We start from the raw sequence: 17,500 nt of genomic DNA, 5'->3' as shown, positions 1-17,500 counted from the left end.
GTGGCTTAAAATGTCTTCTACATTTCAACGTGTAGGGTATGAAGCCCTACGTAGTTTTTCTGCCGATGTATTAGAAAAGATAGGATATCCCCGAAACAAGGCAGAAATTACCGCAAAAGTTTTGACCGAAGCCGACGCACGAGGTGTTCCTTCTCACGGTGTAACCCGCCTGAAAGTCTACAGGAACGAGTTAGGGAGCGGCCACGTACACCCTGAAGCCCAACCAGAAGTTGTTCACGAGACTCCTATTTCCGCTGTTATTGACGGTCATTACGGTATAGGCTCTCATATTTCCAAATTTGCCATGGATATATGTCTCGAAAAAACTCGTAAAAATGGAACTTGTTACGTAGCCGTTCGTAATTCCAATCACTTCGGCATGGCCGGTCTTTGGGCAGAACAAGCCGCAAAAGAAGGTTTTGTAGGAGGAGCTTTTACAAACACCATCCGTTGCTCGGTACCTGCTCTCGGACGGCAGCGTATGCTTGGCACAAACCCCATCGCAGTTGCAATTCCATCTGATGAAGAAGACCCATTCCTTCTAGATATGGCTACCACTACTGCAGCCCGAGGGAAGATATCAGTCTATAAACATAGAAATAAAGACCTCCCAGAGGGATGGATTCTTGATGAAGAAGGACGACCTATCACCTGCGCCAAGGAAGCAAACAAACTTCTCGCTGATCCAGCCACCCCTTTAGGTGGGCAGATATATTTAGGTGGCTCCACAGAAGAAATGGGCGGGCATAAGGGATATGGCCTCGGACTTCTGGTAGAACTGCTTTGTGCGCCCCTCTCTATGGGAAGTTGGACCCGAGACATTTTCATAAAGCCCGATGCCAATGTTGGACACTTCTTCTCGGCTTTCCGTCTTGATCTCTTCGGAGATCCCGAGCCCATCAAAACCTACGTGGGAGACATTCTAAGAGCTCTTCGGAACAGCACCCCTCTCCCTGGAGAAAAACAAATTTATACTCACGGACAAAAAGAAGCGGCACGACGGCGCACCTCTCTTCAGGAAGGTGTAGAGCTTGACGATGCTACATTTGCCATGCTTGAAGATTTTGCCAAAGAGTACAAGCTTACGCCTGTTACCCAACGATAAAAACAAGGGGATCCTCTTCTCTGGAGTACGCACCCTTGAGAAGGGGATCATGCCCTCGATTGAACCTGATAAAGAAAGAAGTGACGTAAGCAATGAATAAAGTGCTCGAACATATTGGGCTATGCGGCCTTGTCCCTGTTATTAAAATAGACAGCCCGGAAAAGGCTGTGCCCCTTGGAGAAGCGTTACTCCAAGGAGGACTTCCTGTAGCTGAAGTTACATTTCGAACTGACGCTGCAGAAGAATCAATTCGAAGGCTCTCAAGCGACTTGCCTAAACTCCTTGTAGGAGCTGGCACTGTTCTTTCTGTAGAGCAGGTAAAAAAAGCGGTAGGTGCAGGGGCAGCCTTCATCGTTTCTCCTGGCTTTAATCCTGAAGTGGTAGACTACTGCATAGAGCATGAAATTCCAATTACGCCTGGAGTCAATTCTCCCTCGCAAATAGAAATGGGTTTAGAACGAGGCGTATCTATACTTAAGTTTTTCCCTGCAGAAGCATCTGGAGGGGTAGCGATGATCAAGGCCCTGTCCGGCCCTTATAAAGGTGTAAAGTTTATTCCTACAGGTGGAGTCAATGCTGAAAACTTCAATAGCTATCTGTCTCTTCCCTCTGTCCACGCTTGTGGTGGTAGTTGGATGGTAAAAAGCGACCTTCTAGCTGCTGGCGCCTTTACTGAAATTGCAAAGTTAGTACAACAGACTGTTTTGTCCATGCTGAACTTTTCTCTTGCCCACATAGGGATTAATGAGATCAGCGAAGAAAAAGCCCTCAAGGAAGCGTCAACTTTCGAACAGATGTTCCACTTCCCTGTAAAAAATGGCAACAGCTCCATTTTTTCTGGAACGAGCTTTGAATTTATGAAAGAACCATATCTCGGTGAAAAAGGGCATATAGCTATTAGCACAAACTTTATAGAACGTGCAATCGCATATCTTGAACGACAAGGCATTCATACCCTTCCAGAAACGGCAAAAAGGAAGGATGGCAAACTTAAAGCAATCTACCTGGACAAACAAATATCTGGATTTGCCCTCCATCTGGTAGAGAAATAAGAAAAATTCTTGTTGTTTTTAAGCGCTAACTCATAGAGTAATCTAATCGTTATTCTCACATCTTGGAAAAACATGGGGTGGCACATTGTCATTTGGAGGTATTCGGTGACCCTTGAGGTTGACACAGCACCATATTTCATATATCATATGCCACAATTTGCGCATCACACCTTTAAGAAATAAGGAGGGAATAGCATGAATATAATCATGGTAATAGCTATGAATAGCATGATGATGTGCATGTGCGGCGGCCCTCCTGGTGTGGTCGGCGCAGTTTAGCGCTGTTTGTTGACCATAAATCAGGCCGGGCCTTCATTGTGAAGGTCCGGCCTTTTTTATGGCTTAAATTTCTTAAAATTTTAAAGGCAGGTGAAAAGCGATGATCAACATACAGAACTTAGGAAAAAGTTTTATTTCTGAAAATGGCGAGTTTAAAGCCCTAAATAATATTAGTTTTGAGATCAAGTCTGGAGAAATTTTTGGAATTATAGGGTTAAGCGGGGCCGGGAAATCAACTCTTCTCCGAACTCTTAATCGCCTGGAAGATCCATCTAGCGGTAAAATTTTTATCGATGAAACAGATATTACCTCTCTTTCCACATCGGAACTACGAGCTCTTCGCAAACATATTGGCATGATTTTTCAGCATTTTAACCTCCTCACCTCTCGGACCGTTTTTCAAAATGTAGCCTTCCCCCTTGAAATAGGGAAATGGTCTCGCCAATCTATGGAAAAGAGAGTATATGAAATGCTCGAGCTAGTAGGCCTTACAGACAAGGCCCAAAGCTACCCCTCTCAGTTAAGTGGCGGGCAAAAACAACGAGTTGCCATCGCACGGGCTTTAGCCAATAACCCTCGGGTACTTCTTTGCGATGAGGCCACAAGCGCCCTTGATCCCAAAACAACTCAGTCTATCCTCTCTCTCCTTGAAGAGATTAACAGCAAAATGGGAATTACGATTGTCTTGGTAACTCATGAGATGGGAGTTATTCGTCAGATATGCCATCGCGTAGCAGTGCTTGAAAAAGGGGAAGTTGTGGAAATAGGCCCTGTTAAAGACGTTTTTATGCGGCCTCAATCGGCAACAGCCCGAGAGTTTCTTTCTCATTTACCTCGCACCACATATTCCCACGAGAAGTTTCCAAGAGAGGCTGGGTGCCCCATTGTTACCTTCTCTTTTAACGGTCATATGGCTGAAAAACCTGTAATTTCTCAAGCTATAAAAAAAAGCGGCGCAGAAATTAACATACTTGCCGGCGAAATCGACCATCTTCATAGTAGTCGTATTGGTAATTTAACAGTTCAACTTGCCGGCAACCCCGAGCAGATAAACTCTGCCCTTTCCTACATACGAGCACAAAATGTGGAAGTGGATGTGATTTGGAATGGATAAATGGATTTCGCTCCTTAACTTACTTGCTACACCTACGTTAGAAACCTTGTATATGGTTTTATTCTCTACTTTTTTTGCTACGCTCCTCGGATTCCCGTTGGGGATAGCTCTTGTAGTTACAGAAAAAGGGGGGCTTCTCGAAAATGAACCGCTTTATGGGGTTTTGAATGGGATCGTAAACGTATGTCGATCGTTTCCCTTCATTATCCTCATGATTGTTTTGTTTCCTCTATCCCGATTGATTGTGGGAACAACTATTGGAACAACAGCATCAATTGTTCCGCTTTCTATCGGAGCCGCTCCCTTCGTAGGACGAGTGGTAGAAAGCTCTTTAAAGGAGGTGGACAAAGGACTTATTGAAGCTGCTGTAGCCATGGGGACAAGCCCCAAAGACATTGTGTTCAAGGTCATGATACCTGAAGCCCTGCCCGGTCTTGTGTTGGGAGAGACCCTTACCATTATTAACATTGTTGGCTATTCAGCCATGGCAGGAGCCATCGGAGGTGGCGGTTTGGGAGATCTAGCTATTCGTTACGGCTTCCACCGCTTTCAAACAGACGTACTTATAGCCGCAGTAGTTGTCATCATATTATTTGTGCAGATAGTTCAAGCTGCGGGGAATAGAACCGCTCTATATCTATCAAGGAACCGCTAGGGGATAAAAAAGCATAAGAAGTACCAGAAGTAACTATTCTTAAAATGGAGGTTTGAAAATGAAGAGATCAGCACGTTTTATTACTATTTTTGCGTTATTTTGTATATCCTTAGTACCTTCTGCAAGCTTGGCTCAAGAAATTATTAAAATCGGAGCTTCTCCAGTACCCCATGCAGAAATATTGCAGGTCATTAAAGACGATCTGGCACAAGAAAATGTTACTCTCGAAATCATTGAATTTACTGATTACGTAAAACCGAACCTCTCTCTAGATGACGGAGAGATTGATGCCAATTTTTTCCAGCATTTCCCCTACCTCGAAAATTTCAATGGAAGTCACGGCACTAAATTGGCCTCTTTAGGCGGTATCCACGTAGAACCCCTCGGTCTCTACTCTCAAAAAATAAAGACTGTTGATGAACTGAAAGAAGGGGCCCTTATAGCTATTCCAAGCGACAGTGTTAACGGTGGTCGTGCCCTTCTTCTTCTTCAAGCCAACGGTCTTATCACCCTCTCTGACAAAGCAGGACTAGAGGCTACAGAACGAGATGTAGTGGAAAACCCCAGGAAACTTAAATTCAAACCTATCGAAGCAGCCCAATTACCTCGAATTCTTCCAGATGTGGACGGTGCTGTTATCAATGGGAACTATGCCATAGAAGCTGGATTTAAACCAACGGAAGACGCAATACTTCTTGAAGGATCAGAATCCCCTTACGCCAATATTATTGCCGTTCGGGAAAAAGATAAAGATAACCCCAAATTTCAAATACTTTTAAAGCATTTAAAGTCAGATAAAGTCAAAGACTTCATACTCTCTAAATATAACGGTGGAGTCGTTCCTGCCTTCTAAAAACTTTTTCACAGAGTGGCAGACTAAAAAAGGGGGTTGCCTTTAAAAGGCAACCCCCTTTTCGTATCTCTAGCAAAAGCATTCACGTTTGATCCTCGTAGCTACTTAACTTAAGAACTCGAAAGTATGAGGCTGAATTTACACATAACCTGGCTTGCTACTCAACACCCGTCCTTTTTGACAAGAAGAGCGAGGGAATCGAGAGGAGAGTGCCACTGATGCTCACATTACCACTCAGCAATGGAACCATCTTCCATTCTCCATACCGGATTCTTCCAGCACAACCTTTCATCTGAGCGCTGTCGCACCACATCCTCATCAATAGAAATACCCAATCCAGGCTCTGTTAATACCCCTACAAAACCATCCTTATAATCGAAAAGCTGCGGATTCTCCAGATAGTCAAGAAGATCCGCTCCTACGTTATAGTGAATGTTGAGGCTTTGCTCCTGAATAAAAGCATTAGGAGTACAATAATCCACTTGCAGACACGCTGCCAGAGCAATAGGTCCTAAAGGGCAATGAGGGGCTACTGCTACATCATAAGCCTCTGCCATAGCGGCGATTTTCTTTACTTCCAGAATTCCGCCAGCATGGCTTACATCGGGTTGAATAATATCTACGGCGCCATCGGCAAGCAGCGTTTTGAAATCCCACCGACCGAAATTACGTTCCCCCGTAGCTATAGGCATAGAAGCATGGCGGCGGAGCTCTATCAATGCTTCACGGTTCTCGATAAGCACTGGTTCTTCCACAAACATGAGATGATAGGGCTCCAGTTCTTTCATAAGCACCCTGGCCATGGCTTTATGGACACGGCCGTGAAAATCAAGGGCTATATCAATTTTATAGCCAAGGACATCTCGTATGGCCTGAACTCTGGCTAAAACCTCTTCCACCTTTTTATAACTATCGATCCATCCCATCTCTTCTGTGGCGTTCATTTTTATAGCCGTCATCCCAGCCTGATATCGTTCTCGGGCTTGAGCTGCCACATCTGAAGGACGATCTCCTCCTATCCAAGAATAAACTCGTACCTTTTGACGAACAGCCCCACCAAGTATCTTATGAACGGGAAGACCATATATTTTCCCGGTAATATCCCACAGCGCTTGCTCAATACCAGAAATAGCGCTCATAAGAATAGGACCGCCCCGATAGAATCCGCCACGATAAAGAACTTGCCAAATATCTTCTATCTCTGTAGGATCGCGACCAATAAGATACTCTTCCATTTCACGAACGGCGGCAGCTACAGTAGAAGCTCGACCTTCCACTACTGGTTCGCCCCAGCCTGTCACGCCATCATCTGTCGTTATCTTAAGAAAAAGCCAACGCGGAGGAACTTTAAAGAGCTCGAACTTCGCTATATGGCTCATAATGAGATTCCTTTACAGTCTCTAACGCTGAACACGGCCGCTAGCATCTCCGCCGGCGAGAGTCATAACATCATCAACAGAAACGCGATTGAAATCGCCATAGATCGTATGCTTTAATGCTGATGCCGCTACAGCAAACTCCAGAGCTTCCTGAGGCGTATCAAAGTGGTTCAAGCCATAGATAAGGCCGGAACCAAAAGAGTCTCCTCCTCCAATACGATCTACAATGTGGCGAATCTCATATTTGCGGCTTACATACACTTCCCCGCGCTCAGCTAAAAGAGCCGACCAATTATTCCAATCAGCGCTTATACTTTCACGAAGACTCACCGCTAAATATTTCACTCCAGGGAAGAGGGTGAGCATTTTCTGGCTCAACGCTCTATATGTAGCTACATCAAGAGAGCCAGAAGTTACATCAATATCTGCCTCTATCCCCAGGCATTTCTGGCAATCCTCTTCATTGGCAATAACCACGTCTACATATTTCATAAGTTCGGGCATAACTTCAAGGGGTTTCTTGCCCCACTTCCAAAGTTTTTTTCGATAGTTCAAGTCGCAAGAAACAGTAATTCCCTTCTCCTTGCATTTTTTCAGCGCTTCAAGGGTTACTGCTGCTGTCCCCTCAGCAATAGCAGGAGTAATGCCTGTTACGTGAAACCATGCAGCTTCTTCAAGAATCTCATCCCAATCAAAATCTCCAGGTTTCACCTCTGCAATGGCAGAATGAGAACGATCATAAATAACCTTTGAAGGTCTCATACACGACCCCGTCTCCGTAAAATAAAGCCCAAGTCTTTCCCCGCTTCTACGTATAAAACGAGTGTCCACTCCGAAGCTGCGAAGTTCATGCATCACTCCATCTCCAAGAGGATTCTTTGGGACAGCTGTAACAAAAGCCGCATCCTCTCCGTAATTTGAAAGAGCCACAGCTACATTAGCCTCCGCACCACCAAAGGTGGCAACAAAGCGAGGCGTCTGTAAAATTTTTTCGTGATCTGGCGGGGTGAGCCGCAGCATAATTTCACCAAATGTAATAAACTTCGCCATAACAAACCATTCCTTTCTTATTTCATAGAACCTCGAATCCGGGCAATCTCTTTCAAAACTTTTTCTGTAGCCTCGCAAACAGCTTCGTAGCTTCCGTCTGATCCCGCTGGTTTTGTTAAAGCGCTACCAAGCCCAACAGCAAAAGCTCCAGCTTTAAACCATTCTTCCAAATTATCAAGAGACACTCCCCCTACGGGCATGATATGAGCATAGGGAACAGGGCCATGAACTGCCTTGATAAATTTTGGCCCCAATACACTTCCTGGGAATGCTTTCACTACATCTACACCAAGCTCTAGAGCCCGCATGAGCTCTGTAACTGTTCCAATGCCCGGTATTGCTGGAAGGCCATACCGATTACAGGTTTGAACCACCTCTTGATGTAAACTTTGAGAAACTATAAACTCGGCACCATTTACAACACACATTCGAGCCGTGGCTTCATCCACCACAGTACCAGCTCCAATAAAACAGTCATTATCTCTGTGCCGTTCTACAGCTGTACGCATAATGTCAAGAGCTCCTGGAAACGTCATAGAAACTTCTATAGCCTTAAGGCCGCCATGAAACATGGCATCTGCCATCTCTATTCCCTTTTCCACACTTTCTGTACGAATAATGCCTACGATCCCCTGTTCCTGAACCGCAGAAAGGACTTCATATTTTCGAAGATACTCCACTTGCTATGCCTCCTTGTTTCCTTCCATATGTCGTCGACTAATACGCAAAGAAATCTTCGCCGTTTCCTGTGCCAGCTTTCGTCCCACTACCGATGCTTTTTTATCATCGAATCGATAGGCAGGTGCCGATACGCTTACAGCTCCAATAGGATATCCATTCCCATCTACAACCGGAGCTGCTACACAACGAATGCCCTCCTCGTTTTCTTGTATCTCCTCGCTATATCCTAGAGATTTATATTGCTTTAGAAACTCTTTAAGTCTGTCTGGATCTGTTATTGTATTCGGAGTGCGTCTCTCTAAAACATTTTTTGCTAAATAGTCATCAAGTTGATTAGAGGGGAGGGCAAAGAGAATCGCCTTTCCGCCAGCTGTACTATAGAGAGGCAACTCTACTCCTACCTGCGAACGCATCACTAACGGGCTGGGGCTTTCAAGCTTTTCAAGATAGTAGGCTCGACCATTTTCAAAGACAAAAAGGTGTATGGTCTCTCCAGAATAGTCTCGCATCCCTTCCAAAACATCTCTCGACATCTCAAGCAACCCAGACCGACGATTATAGGCAGCTGACCACTTCACCACAACCGGACCTATTTGATAACGCCCATGAGAGTTTTTTAAAAGGACATTGCTATCCTGCAGAGTAGAAAGAATTCGATATGCTGTTGTTTTTGATAGCCCTGTTGCTTTCGCAATTTCAGTAAGACCTGCTGGCTCACTACGGTCCGAAAGATCTTCTAAAATTGAAATTGCCTTTTGCAATACAAGCACTTTATCTTTCTGTGCCATACACCGTCACCTCTCTCACCTTCCCACTACATAAAAGAAGGCAACCATAAAACTAACTGTGGAATGTACGTTACCAGCAACACCACTACAAAAAGAGCAATGTACATTGGCCACAGAGATTTTACGAGATCGCCTAAAGAAATTTTTGAAATAGAGTTCGTAACATATAAAACAGTTCCGACAGGAGGAGTAATAAGCCCTACGCACAAGTTTGTTACCATGATGATCCCAAAATGGATATCATCAATCCCATATGACCGGCATACGGGCAAGAGAATAGGAACAAGTAAAAACAGGGCCGGAGTGAGGTCAATAACCATCCCCACCAAAAAGAGGAGGATATTGAGAATCAGCAAAAACATCATCTTATTCTCAGTTATATTCATAATAACATTCGTAAGGAGCTGTGGAACTTGAGCTACAGCCAAAAACCATGTCAAAGCCATAGCAGAAGCACAAACCAGCATAACAACGCCAGTATTCAAAGCAGCACTCTTTAAAATTTCAGGATATGCCGACCACTTAACGTCATACTGAAAATAAGACACAATCACAGCATAAATTACAGCCACAGCGCCAGCCTCTGTAGCAGTAAAAATCCCCCCAAGAATCCCCCCAAGAATAATAACGGGGAGAATCAATGCCCAAATAGTCTTTTTAAAGACTCCTAAAAACTCCTTGAATCCAACTTTTTCGCTGAGTGGGTAGTTCCGTTTCTTCGATATCACGTACGATACAAACAAAAGAGCTATACCAATCAGTATTCCAGGAATAGCCCCGCCAAGGAAAAGCTTAGCGATGGAAATCTGCGCGATAGACCCTAAGATAATCATGGGAACACTTGGCGGAATAATGGGGCCGATCACTGATGATGCTGCTGTAATAGCTGCGGAGAAGTTCTTATCGTACCCTCCATTTTCCATCATAGGCATTTCAAGAGACCCTAAGGCTGCCGCATCAGCAACTGCGGAACCGCTAATACCTGCGAAAAGCATACTCGCTATAACATTAACATAGGCCAATCCGCCACGAACGCGGCCAACAAGGGCGTTAGCGAACATAAGGATATCGTGAACCAAACCTGCTTTGTTCATAATCTCCCCAGCCAACATAAAGAAAGGGATAGCCAAAAGAGTATAAACATCAACCCCAGTTATCATCCGACGAGCCAAAACCATAGGTTCCAAAGTTCCAGTAACAAGCATCAGAATTAACGCGGCTAAACCAATACCGAAACCAATGGGAACACCAACAATGGTAAATCCCATCAACGATCCAAGAAAAGCCAATAGCACTCCCATCTTAGGCTTCCTCCAATTCTTCAGGCGCCCATATACAAACAAGCTGACGGGCCATCTCTAACAGCATCATAATAGTGGCTACCGGTACTGCTGCATATTGCCACGCTACAGAAATAACCAGTATTGACGTTTTTTGCACATAGACTTTAGAGACATAATCAATGCCCCCCTTAAGAAGAAAAAGCAAAAAAACAACGATAAGGACATCTATAGCCGTCTGTAAAATTTTTCCGTTAACGCCTTGACATCGCTCCGATAAAGCATCGAAGGCTGGATGAAGACCAATTCTCAACCCCGAAGCTATCGCCATAAAAGACATCCACACAAAAGCCAAACGACTGACTTCATCCACCCACGGGAAAGCCATATAAAAGAACCTGAAAATTACGTTCGTAAACACAGATAACACCATAACAACTAGCATCGTAATCGCAAGTCCATCAGCAATACGGTACATGAGCTCGTACAGAGCCATGGCCATTTTTTTCATATGAGAACAAGCTCCTCTCACCTAATAATTCAAACCACGGGCTTTGATCTTTATTTCATGGCAAGGGAAGGCCCCTTTAGGCCTCCCCCTGCTAAAAAAACAGATGCATTCTATTTCTCGAATTGCTTCCCGATCTCTCGAATCTCATTAACAAAAGGTTCTGCCTCGGGACAGCTTTTTATGTAATTAGCAATAATAGGCTGGGCGCTTTCGACAAAAGGTTTCAAATCGGGGTATGTAACTTCAAGGCCCTTGTCGATAGTCTTCTGAAGAACATCTTTCTCCTGTTCTTTCGTTAGACGGGTAATTTCTGCAATGGAAGCTTTGGTAGCATCCATAACGATAGACTGTTCCTCTACGGAAAGTTTGTCCCAAACCTTTTGGTTAACAACAAAATACTGGAAACCGAAAATATGGTTGGTCATAGCAACATACTTTTGCACATCATACCAGCCAGAGAAATAAGAGGTCATCAAGGGGTTATCCTGTCCATGTACAACTCCCTGCTGCAAAGCCGTAAAGACCTCGCTCATGGGCATAACAACTGTGCTGAACCCAAAGCCCTGCATTAGTTTAATAATAACTTCACCCTGCCATACCCGCATTTTAATACCCTTACAATCTTTAATGGAATTGATAGGTTGTTTATTATTAGAAACAACTCTGAATCCTCTCGGGAAAGCGCCAAGAATTTTAACTCCCAGAGGTTTAAGACTTTCGTAAATCTTCTCCCCTATAGGGCCATTAAAAACAGCATCAGCATGCTCATAGCTGTTAAACATATACGGGAGCTGAAGTAATTTAAAAAGATCCACCGTATTCTCCCAAAGATTGCCTGTCAGAGCCATCTCAATGGTTCCCAACTGAACTCCCTCTACAAACTCCTGCTCTGCACCGAGCTGGCTATTAGGGAAAATCTGGACTTTAAGAGACCCGTTGCTCTTGCTTTCTATCTGCGCTTTAAACACATCATTAAGAACTTGGTTGGCTGGATGATCTACAGGAAAGTAGTTGGCAATTTTGAGAGTCGTTGCCGCCAATGCAAAACCTGAAAAAGCCACCGTTAAAATTGTTGCCAGCATAGCTATACGCATAAAACGCTTCGTATTCACTCCAAACAGCCTCCTTAAACGGTATTAAATATGCACCAACGTAACCCATACGTCACCGAGTACACCTATTGCCGTTTTCTCCCCCTCCCCCATCCCCCTTCTTCTCGAGTATTCTTTTAAAGAATGACTCCGTTTTTAAATAAACCAATCTCCCCAACTTTGAGACGTTCGTTACAAGTAGATCGGCCATTGGCAACGTCAATCACCATGGTAACAAGGCGAGAAAGCGCATTATCCCAACCTTCGCCTTCGATGAGATTTCCTGCATTAAAATCAATCCAACGGTGTTTTTTTTCGTAGAGAGCGGTATTTGTCGCTATTTTTATGGAAGGAATCACAGAACTGTAAGGAGTTCCACGACCTGTTGTAAAAAGGGTTAAAACAGCACCACTTATGGCGAGAGATGTTACGGAAACAGGATCGTTCCCAGGGCTAAAAACAATAGCAACTCCTGGGCGTGTCGCTCTCTCGCCATACCATAAAACATCAGTGACAGGTCCTGACCCTGTTTTTTCCACAGCCCCCAAAGATTTTTCTTCGAGGGTCGTAATGCCACCAACTTTATTTCCTGGAGAAGGATTTTCGTATACAGGTTGGTTGTAAGAAGTAAAATAATTTTTAAACCAATGGATCATCTCTACAAAACTGTTAAACACTGATTCTTCCTCGATACGAGATGTAATTGCTTCTTCGGCCCCAAACATTTCGGGAATTTCTGTAGCTAAAGTTGTTCCCCCCCAGAAAGAGAGGTAATCAGTGAAAAGACCTACAAGTGGGTTCGCCGTAAGGCTCGAAAAAGCATCGCTTCCCCCGCATTTCACCCCTACTACAAGATCGGAAAGAGGGCATTCTGCTCGCGTACGAACAGAGTTTTCAGCGAGGAAATCAAGCCTGGGAAAAAGGGCCCTTTCGTCATCAGCTTCATCTTGAAGTACGGTATATGCCACATTTGGGTGATGTGACATACGCTCTTTAAGGTAGGAAATCTGGAGATTCTCACACCCCATGCCTACAAATAAAACACCAGCGGCATTTGGATTAAAAGCCAAGCTGGAGAGGGCTCGAAGCGTATATTCAAAATCGTCGCCTAACTGGGAGCAACCATAGGGATGTGCTAATACTCTTACGTTTTCTATCCATGGAGCCGGACTATAGCGAGGAATAAGGGTTCGAAGCAAATCATTGATACAGCTGACAGTGGGAATAACCCATAGCTCATTTCGTATGCCCACTCCATATTTCCCTCGCCGATACCCCATAAAGGATCGTTGGGGAATTTTCGTCTTCAATGACGGGGAGCAATATTTCCATTGAGGCGTCCATTCAACTTCCAGGGCGGAGGTAAGGTTATGCGTATGAATCCATCCACCTTTATAAATCCTTTGTATGGCTCGCCCTATAGAACAGCCATATTTAAATACTGTCTCGCCCGATTCTATTTGTGTTAAAGCTACCTTATGACCTGCAGGAATATTTTCTTTCAACTCTATTTGAAAACCATCCAAAAGGCGTAGGGTATCCCCCTTTGCTCCATCCTCCGTTAGAGCTGCAACAGAATCATTGCATCCTAATTTTAATCCACGGATATTTCCCATGCAGACATCCTCCTATTCCGCATTCCGGATAACCTAACCGTAATGCGAACCGCAATTACTTCTTTATATTAAGCCATGTTCTTCCCTAAAAAGCAATAAGATGAAGTGTATCCTCTTGCTTTTAAAGGAAAGTGAAAGTATAAACGTAATATATGGGTTTATTTCCCCTTCATCTTCTCTTCTTGCTCTTTAATGTATCCTCTTGCCATACTCCACCCAAGCGCCCCTACATAATCTTTTGCCGAGCGCTCCTGTTCAAAGCTAGCGTTCTTTATCCTAGCCATCTGTATCGGGGCTCAAGCTGGCTCTTGATAAGTTTTATCGCGTCTACTCGAGAAATTTATATGGCGTTTCACTTTTACATTCTTGTTACAATGATGAAATACCTCTGTTACATCAGGCCTCTATACTATGAACTGTCAAAACAAAATCTTGACGAGAACATAAGGAGGTCTTCTGAAAATGAAAAAAGCAGGTGTCGTCATAGGACTTTTAACCGCGTTTTTCATGAGCGGTGTCGCTTTCGCAACAGAGCTAGTGCTCAAAGGTTCTACCACTGTTCTTCCCATCGCCCAATCCGCAGCGGAGAAATACATGTCAAGTCATCCTGACGTAAGCATAACGGTCTCAGGTGGAGGGAGTGGAAACGGCATCAAAGCCATTATTGATGGCACTACTGACGTAGCAAACTCCTCCAGATTCATTAAAAATGAAGAAGTAAAGGCCGCTGTAGAAAAAGGAGCCTATCCTGTACCTTTCGCCATAGCTATGGATGCGCTCATACCTATCGTTCACCCCTCAAACCCGCTAGAAAACTTTACTATTGAACAGCTGAAAAAAATATATACGGGAGACATCAAGAACTGGAAGGAACTCGGCGGACCAGATAAGCCTATTGCCGTCGTAAGCCGGGACACGAGTTCCGGAACCTACGAAACATGGGAAGAGAAAGTGCTTCACAAGGAGAGAGTGGACAAAAGAGCCCTTGTCGTCGCTTCAAACGGAGCAATGGTGCAGACTGTAGCTAAAAACCCAAACGCCATTGGATATATCGGCCTTGGATATCTCAACAACTCGGTAAGGAGTATACGCGTTAACGAAATAGCCGGGACAATAGAAAACGCTCTTGACGGAACCTACCCCATCTCAAGGTACCTCTACATGTTCACTCGCGGCTGGCCAGAAGGAGCCTCACTCAACTTCATCAACTTCGTACTCAGCAGCGAGGGGCAGAAAATCGTCGCCGAATCGGGATTTGTCCCCCTTCGATACTAAATAAAGCGCAAAATCAGCAATAGCGAAACAACCTCCTAGGAACCGGGCTACCAGAACCTAGAAGCCCCCCTTCAAGGAATTCGCCCATCCTCCCATGGGCGAATTCCTGCTCGCTAAAGTATAGGGAGGAAGGAGCGTATTTGTTCTACTGATTAATGATTAAGAGAGAAAACGAGAAACATGTGTTAGGAAAGGAAACATGGACACTACTACTTATAGAAAAAGAGGATATGTGATGTACATGAAAAAAGAAAATATACCTTTTATGGTTATAGCCGTCGTCTCCTCTATAGGCATTTTTATTATGCTATTTATTCTGTTCTTCCTGATCAAGGAAGGACTTCCTGTATTAAAATCAGTCTCACTCAAAGGAATTCTTACGGGAACAGACTGGTATCCCACAGAAACTCCCCCAGCCTTAGGTATGCTATCTCTCATTGTAGGGACTATCACCGTTACTATTCTTTCATCCGTGTTGGCTCTCCCTATAAGTCTTTTTATCGCCATTTTTATTTCAGAAATAGCCTCGCAGAGAGCCCGTTCTTTTCTAAAACCCATCCTTGAGCTTCTTGGTTTCCTTCCATCCATTATTTTGGGCTTTCTGGGTATGGTGGTTATAGCTCCGTGGCTTCAGGAACGGTTCAATATCCTTTCCGGTCTTAACCTTTTCAATGCCTCTCTCTTATTGGGGATCCTCATTATCCCTATTGTAGGGTCACTTGCGGAAGAAGCCCTTTCCGCAGTTCCAAAAGAACTTCGAGATGCTTCTTTCGCATTAGGAGCCACCCGTTGGGAAACTATCAGCAAAGTGGTTTTTCCCGCAGCCCTTCCCGGCATTCTATCAGCATGTCTTTTAGGCATTATGAGAGGCATGGGTGAAACCATGGTAGTTCTCATGGCCGCTGGAGGAGCAGCTCTTGTCCCCCTATCACTTTTTGACCCCGTAAGGCCCCTCACATCCACAATAGCCGCAGAAATGGGAGAAACTCCTGTGGGTTCACCGCACTACCATGCTCTTTTTTTTGCCGGCCTTATTTTATTGTGTATCACGCTGGCCATTAATATTCTCTCGAGCTGGATAGAGAATAAGAGGAAGGTGCAGGCTTCATGAATCGTCGAAAACTCTCCAACACATTCATGACTCTTCTTCTCTGGAGTTCCATTACGACTATGGTAATTTTACTTCTCTCCATCATTGCTTTTATTTTTGTAAATGGAGTTCAGGCCCTCTCCTGGGAGTTTATAACGGAACCCCCAAGGGAAAATATGACTCGAGGAGGCATCAGTACCCCCCTTATAGGCACGTTACAGTTAGTGGTTGTCTCTATGCTTTTTGCTCTGCCGGTAGGAATCGCAACAGGCCTTTATCTATCGGAATACTCGAAGAAAAATAAATTTACATTTCTGATTCGTCTGGCTATCCGTTCCCTCGCTGGAGTTCCATCTGTTGTTTTTGGCCTCTTCGGCCTCTCTCTCTTCGTTATTCTTCTAGGTTTCGGCTCATCATTGCTCTCAGCAGGCCTCACTCTTGGATGCTTGGCCTTGCCTCTTATTGTTACTGCGTCAGAACAAGCCTTTCAGGCAGTACCCAAAGACTTCCGAGAAGCTTCATACGCTCTCGGGGCCACTAAGTGGCAAACCATCAGAAAGGTTGTTTTCCCAGCTGCTTCGTCCACAATTATTACAGGGGCCATACTCAGTATTGGGCGGGTCGCCGGAGAAACAGCTCCCATTATTTTTACCGGAGCCGCCTATTTCACGCCTAACGTGGCCCAAAGTCTTTTCGATGAAGTCATGGCTCTGCCTTATCACATTATGGTTCTCGCTACAGAAGGGACAGATATTACACTCACTCGCCCCATCCAGTACGGAACAGTGCTTGTCCTCTTAGCCCTTGTTCTCGGAATGAGTGCTGTGGGAGTCATGATGCGAGCCCGCCTCAGACAAAGGGGGCAATAGTTTATGGACAAGGAGTCGGTATCCATGAATAGACCTCAACTTATTGTTTCAGATTTAAACCTTTACTACGGTGACTATAAAGTTTTAAAAAATATCAATATGGAAATATATGGGAAGACCGTTACAGCCCTTATCGGCCCCTCTGGATGCGGGAAAAGCAGCTTCCTTCGCTGCCTCAATCGAATGAACGATTTTATAGCCGAAGCTAGAATTGAGGGACAAATCTATCTGGATAATACCAATATATACTCAGGCGACACTGACGTCATAGCTCTTCGACGCCGGGTAGGAATGGTGTTTCAGAAACCTAACCCTTTCCCCATGTCTATTTACGATAATGTGGCTTACGGTCCTCGCATCCATGGAGTAAAAAACAGAGATCATCTTGACGAAATAGTAGAACAAAGTCTTCGCGGAGCCGCTCTCTGGGCTGAGGTAAAAGACAAATTAAAAACATCTGGACTCGGCCTTTCTGGAGGCCAACAACAGCGTCTCTGCATTGCCCGGGCCATTGCCACAGAACCTGACGTTCTCCTCATGGACGAACCCACAAGCGCTCTCGATCCCATGGCCACAGCCCGTATCGAGGAACTTGTACGAACCCTCAAAGAAAGATACACTGTCATTATTGTGACGCATAATATGCAGCAAGCCGCTCGAATATCGGATTACACTGCATTTTTTCTTACAGGGGATCTTGTAGAATACGGGAAGACCCCCAAACTCTTCACATCGCCAGAGGATAAACGCACAGAAGACTACATCACCGGTCGATTCGGCTAAAAGGAATCTGATCTTTTCTGGAAGGAAGT

Annotated in this window: 18 protein-coding genes; 9 read left to right on the top strand and 9 right to left on the bottom strand. The window is 44.6% G+C overall.

Translation table 11 applies throughout. The features are described from left to right. The first annotated feature begins 10 nt into the window (after positions 1-10). The 5 genes from B3L97_RS05490 (at position 11) to B3L97_RS05470 (ending at position 5,058) form a co-directional block, all read left to right on the top strand. Positions 11-1,105: an Ldh family oxidoreductase gene (locus tag B3L97_RS05490; protein ID WP_024821528.1), complete on the top strand. Its 1,095-nt coding sequence runs from the start codon at positions 11-13 to the stop codon at positions 1,103-1,105. Between the two features lie 92 nt (positions 1,106-1,197). Continuing rightward, positions 1,198-2,157 carry a bifunctional 4-hydroxy-2-oxoglutarate aldolase/2-dehydro-3-deoxy-phosphogluconate aldolase gene (locus B3L97_RS05485; protein WP_286847525.1) on the top strand — a complete coding sequence of 320 codons (960 nt, stop codon included), beginning with the start codon at positions 1,198-1,200 and terminating at the stop codon, positions 2,155-2,157. A 379-nt stretch (positions 2,158-2,536) separates the two neighbouring features. Continuing rightward, complete coding sequence (locus B3L97_RS05480) at positions 2,537-3,550, top strand: methionine ABC transporter ATP-binding protein (protein ID WP_024821526.1); 1,014 nt, start codon at positions 2,537-2,539, stop codon at positions 3,548-3,550. Next, positions 3,543-4,205 (top strand): methionine ABC transporter permease, encoded by a 663-nt coding sequence (locus tag B3L97_RS05475; protein WP_024821525.1) that lies wholly within the window; start codon positions 3,543-3,545, stop codon positions 4,203-4,205. The genes B3L97_RS05480 and B3L97_RS05475 overlap by 8 nt, the downstream gene beginning before the upstream one ends. Before the next feature lie 58 nt (positions 4,206-4,263). Beyond that, complete coding sequence (locus B3L97_RS05470) at positions 4,264-5,058, top strand: MetQ/NlpA family ABC transporter substrate-binding protein (protein WP_024821524.1); 795 nt, start codon at positions 4,264-4,266, stop codon at positions 5,056-5,058. A 227-nt stretch (positions 5,059-5,285) separates the two neighbouring features. Here the strand turns inward: B3L97_RS05470 and dgoD are convergent, their stop codons facing one another. The 9 genes from dgoD to B3L97_RS05425 all read right to left on the bottom strand — a co-directional run bounded on the left by dgoD (position 5,286) and on the right by B3L97_RS05425 (position 13,738). Continuing rightward, complete coding sequence (gene dgoD, locus B3L97_RS05465; protein ID WP_286934507.1) at positions 5,286-6,437, bottom strand: galactonate dehydratase; 1,152 nt, start codon at positions 6,435-6,437, stop codon at positions 5,286-5,288. 21 nt (positions 6,438-6,458) lie between these two features. Next, positions 6,459-7,487 carry a sugar kinase gene (locus tag B3L97_RS05460; protein ID WP_286847528.1) on the bottom strand — a complete coding sequence of 343 codons (1,029 nt, stop codon included), beginning with the start codon at positions 7,485-7,487 and terminating at the stop codon, positions 6,459-6,461. A 17-nt stretch (positions 7,488-7,504) separates the two neighbouring features. Then, positions 7,505-8,167 carry a bifunctional 2-keto-4-hydroxyglutarate aldolase/2-keto-3-deoxy-6-phosphogluconate aldolase gene (locus B3L97_RS05455; protein ID WP_286847529.1) on the bottom strand — a complete coding sequence of 221 codons (663 nt, stop codon included), beginning with the start codon at positions 8,165-8,167 and terminating at the stop codon, positions 7,505-7,507. A 3-nt stretch (positions 8,168-8,170) separates the two neighbouring features. Continuing rightward, entirely contained in the window at positions 8,171-8,956 is a 786-nt protein-coding gene (locus B3L97_RS05450; protein WP_286934505.1) for an IclR family transcriptional regulator, read from the bottom strand. A 26-nt stretch (positions 8,957-8,982) separates the two neighbouring features. Further along, positions 8,983-10,257: a TRAP transporter large permease gene (locus B3L97_RS05445; RefSeq protein ID WP_286934503.1), complete on the bottom strand. Its 1,275-nt coding sequence runs from the start codon at positions 10,255-10,257 to the stop codon at positions 8,983-8,985. A gap of 1 nt (position 10,258) precedes the next feature. Then, the gene (locus tag B3L97_RS05440; RefSeq protein ID WP_024821518.1) at positions 10,259-10,747 is read right to left on the bottom strand and encodes a TRAP transporter small permease; all 489 of its coding nucleotides are present in this window, start codon (positions 10,745-10,747) and stop codon (positions 10,259-10,261) included. A 110-nt stretch (positions 10,748-10,857) separates the two neighbouring features. Then, positions 10,858-11,859, bottom strand: a complete 1,002-nt coding sequence (locus B3L97_RS05435; RefSeq protein ID WP_286934502.1) for a TRAP transporter substrate-binding protein — start codon at positions 11,857-11,859, stop codon at positions 10,858-10,860. 116 nt (positions 11,860-11,975) lie between these two features. Then, the gene (locus B3L97_RS05430) at positions 11,976-13,454 is read right to left on the bottom strand and encodes a UxaA family hydrolase (protein ID WP_286934501.1); all 1,479 of its coding nucleotides are present in this window, start codon (positions 13,452-13,454) and stop codon (positions 11,976-11,978) included. A 158-nt stretch (positions 13,455-13,612) separates the two neighbouring features. Beyond that, the gene (locus tag B3L97_RS05425; protein WP_286934499.1) at positions 13,613-13,738 is read right to left on the bottom strand and encodes a hypothetical protein; all 126 of its coding nucleotides are present in this window, start codon (positions 13,736-13,738) and stop codon (positions 13,613-13,615) included. A 178-nt stretch (positions 13,739-13,916) separates the two neighbouring features. On the opposite strand from B3L97_RS05425, the gene B3L97_RS05420 reads away from it, so the two are divergent. The 4 genes from B3L97_RS05420 to pstB all read left to right on the top strand — a co-directional run bounded on the left by B3L97_RS05420 (position 13,917) and on the right by pstB (position 17,471). Continuing rightward, positions 13,917-14,729, top strand: a complete 813-nt coding sequence (locus tag B3L97_RS05420; RefSeq protein ID WP_286934498.1) for a phosphate ABC transporter substrate-binding protein — start codon at positions 13,917-13,919, stop codon at positions 14,727-14,729. Positions 14,730-14,970: 241 nt separating this feature from the next. Further along, positions 14,971-15,840 (top strand): phosphate ABC transporter permease subunit PstC, encoded by an 870-nt coding sequence (gene pstC, locus B3L97_RS05415; protein ID WP_286847550.1) that lies wholly within the window; start codon positions 14,971-14,973, stop codon positions 15,838-15,840. Next, a complete protein-coding gene (gene pstA / locus B3L97_RS05410) occupies positions 15,837-16,688 on the top strand; it encodes a phosphate ABC transporter permease PstA (RefSeq protein ID WP_286934496.1) in 852 nt (283 codons plus the stop codon). The genes pstC and pstA overlap by 4 nt, the downstream gene beginning before the upstream one ends. A 3-nt stretch (positions 16,689-16,691) precedes the next feature. Continuing rightward, positions 16,692-17,471 carry a phosphate ABC transporter ATP-binding protein PstB gene (gene pstB, locus B3L97_RS05405; RefSeq protein ID WP_024821512.1) on the top strand — a complete coding sequence of 260 codons (780 nt, stop codon included), beginning with the start codon at positions 16,692-16,694 and terminating at the stop codon, positions 17,469-17,471. Positions 17,472-17,500: the final 29 nt, after the last annotated feature.

The sequence above is a fragment of the Aminobacterium sp. UBA4834 genome, assembly GCF_002400205.1.
Classification (GTDB): Bacteria; Synergistota; Synergistia; order Synergistales; family Aminobacteriaceae; genus Aminobacterium; species Aminobacterium mobile.
Note: the sequence above shows the minus strand (reverse complement) of the source record. Positions and strands in the feature narration are given on the sequence as shown.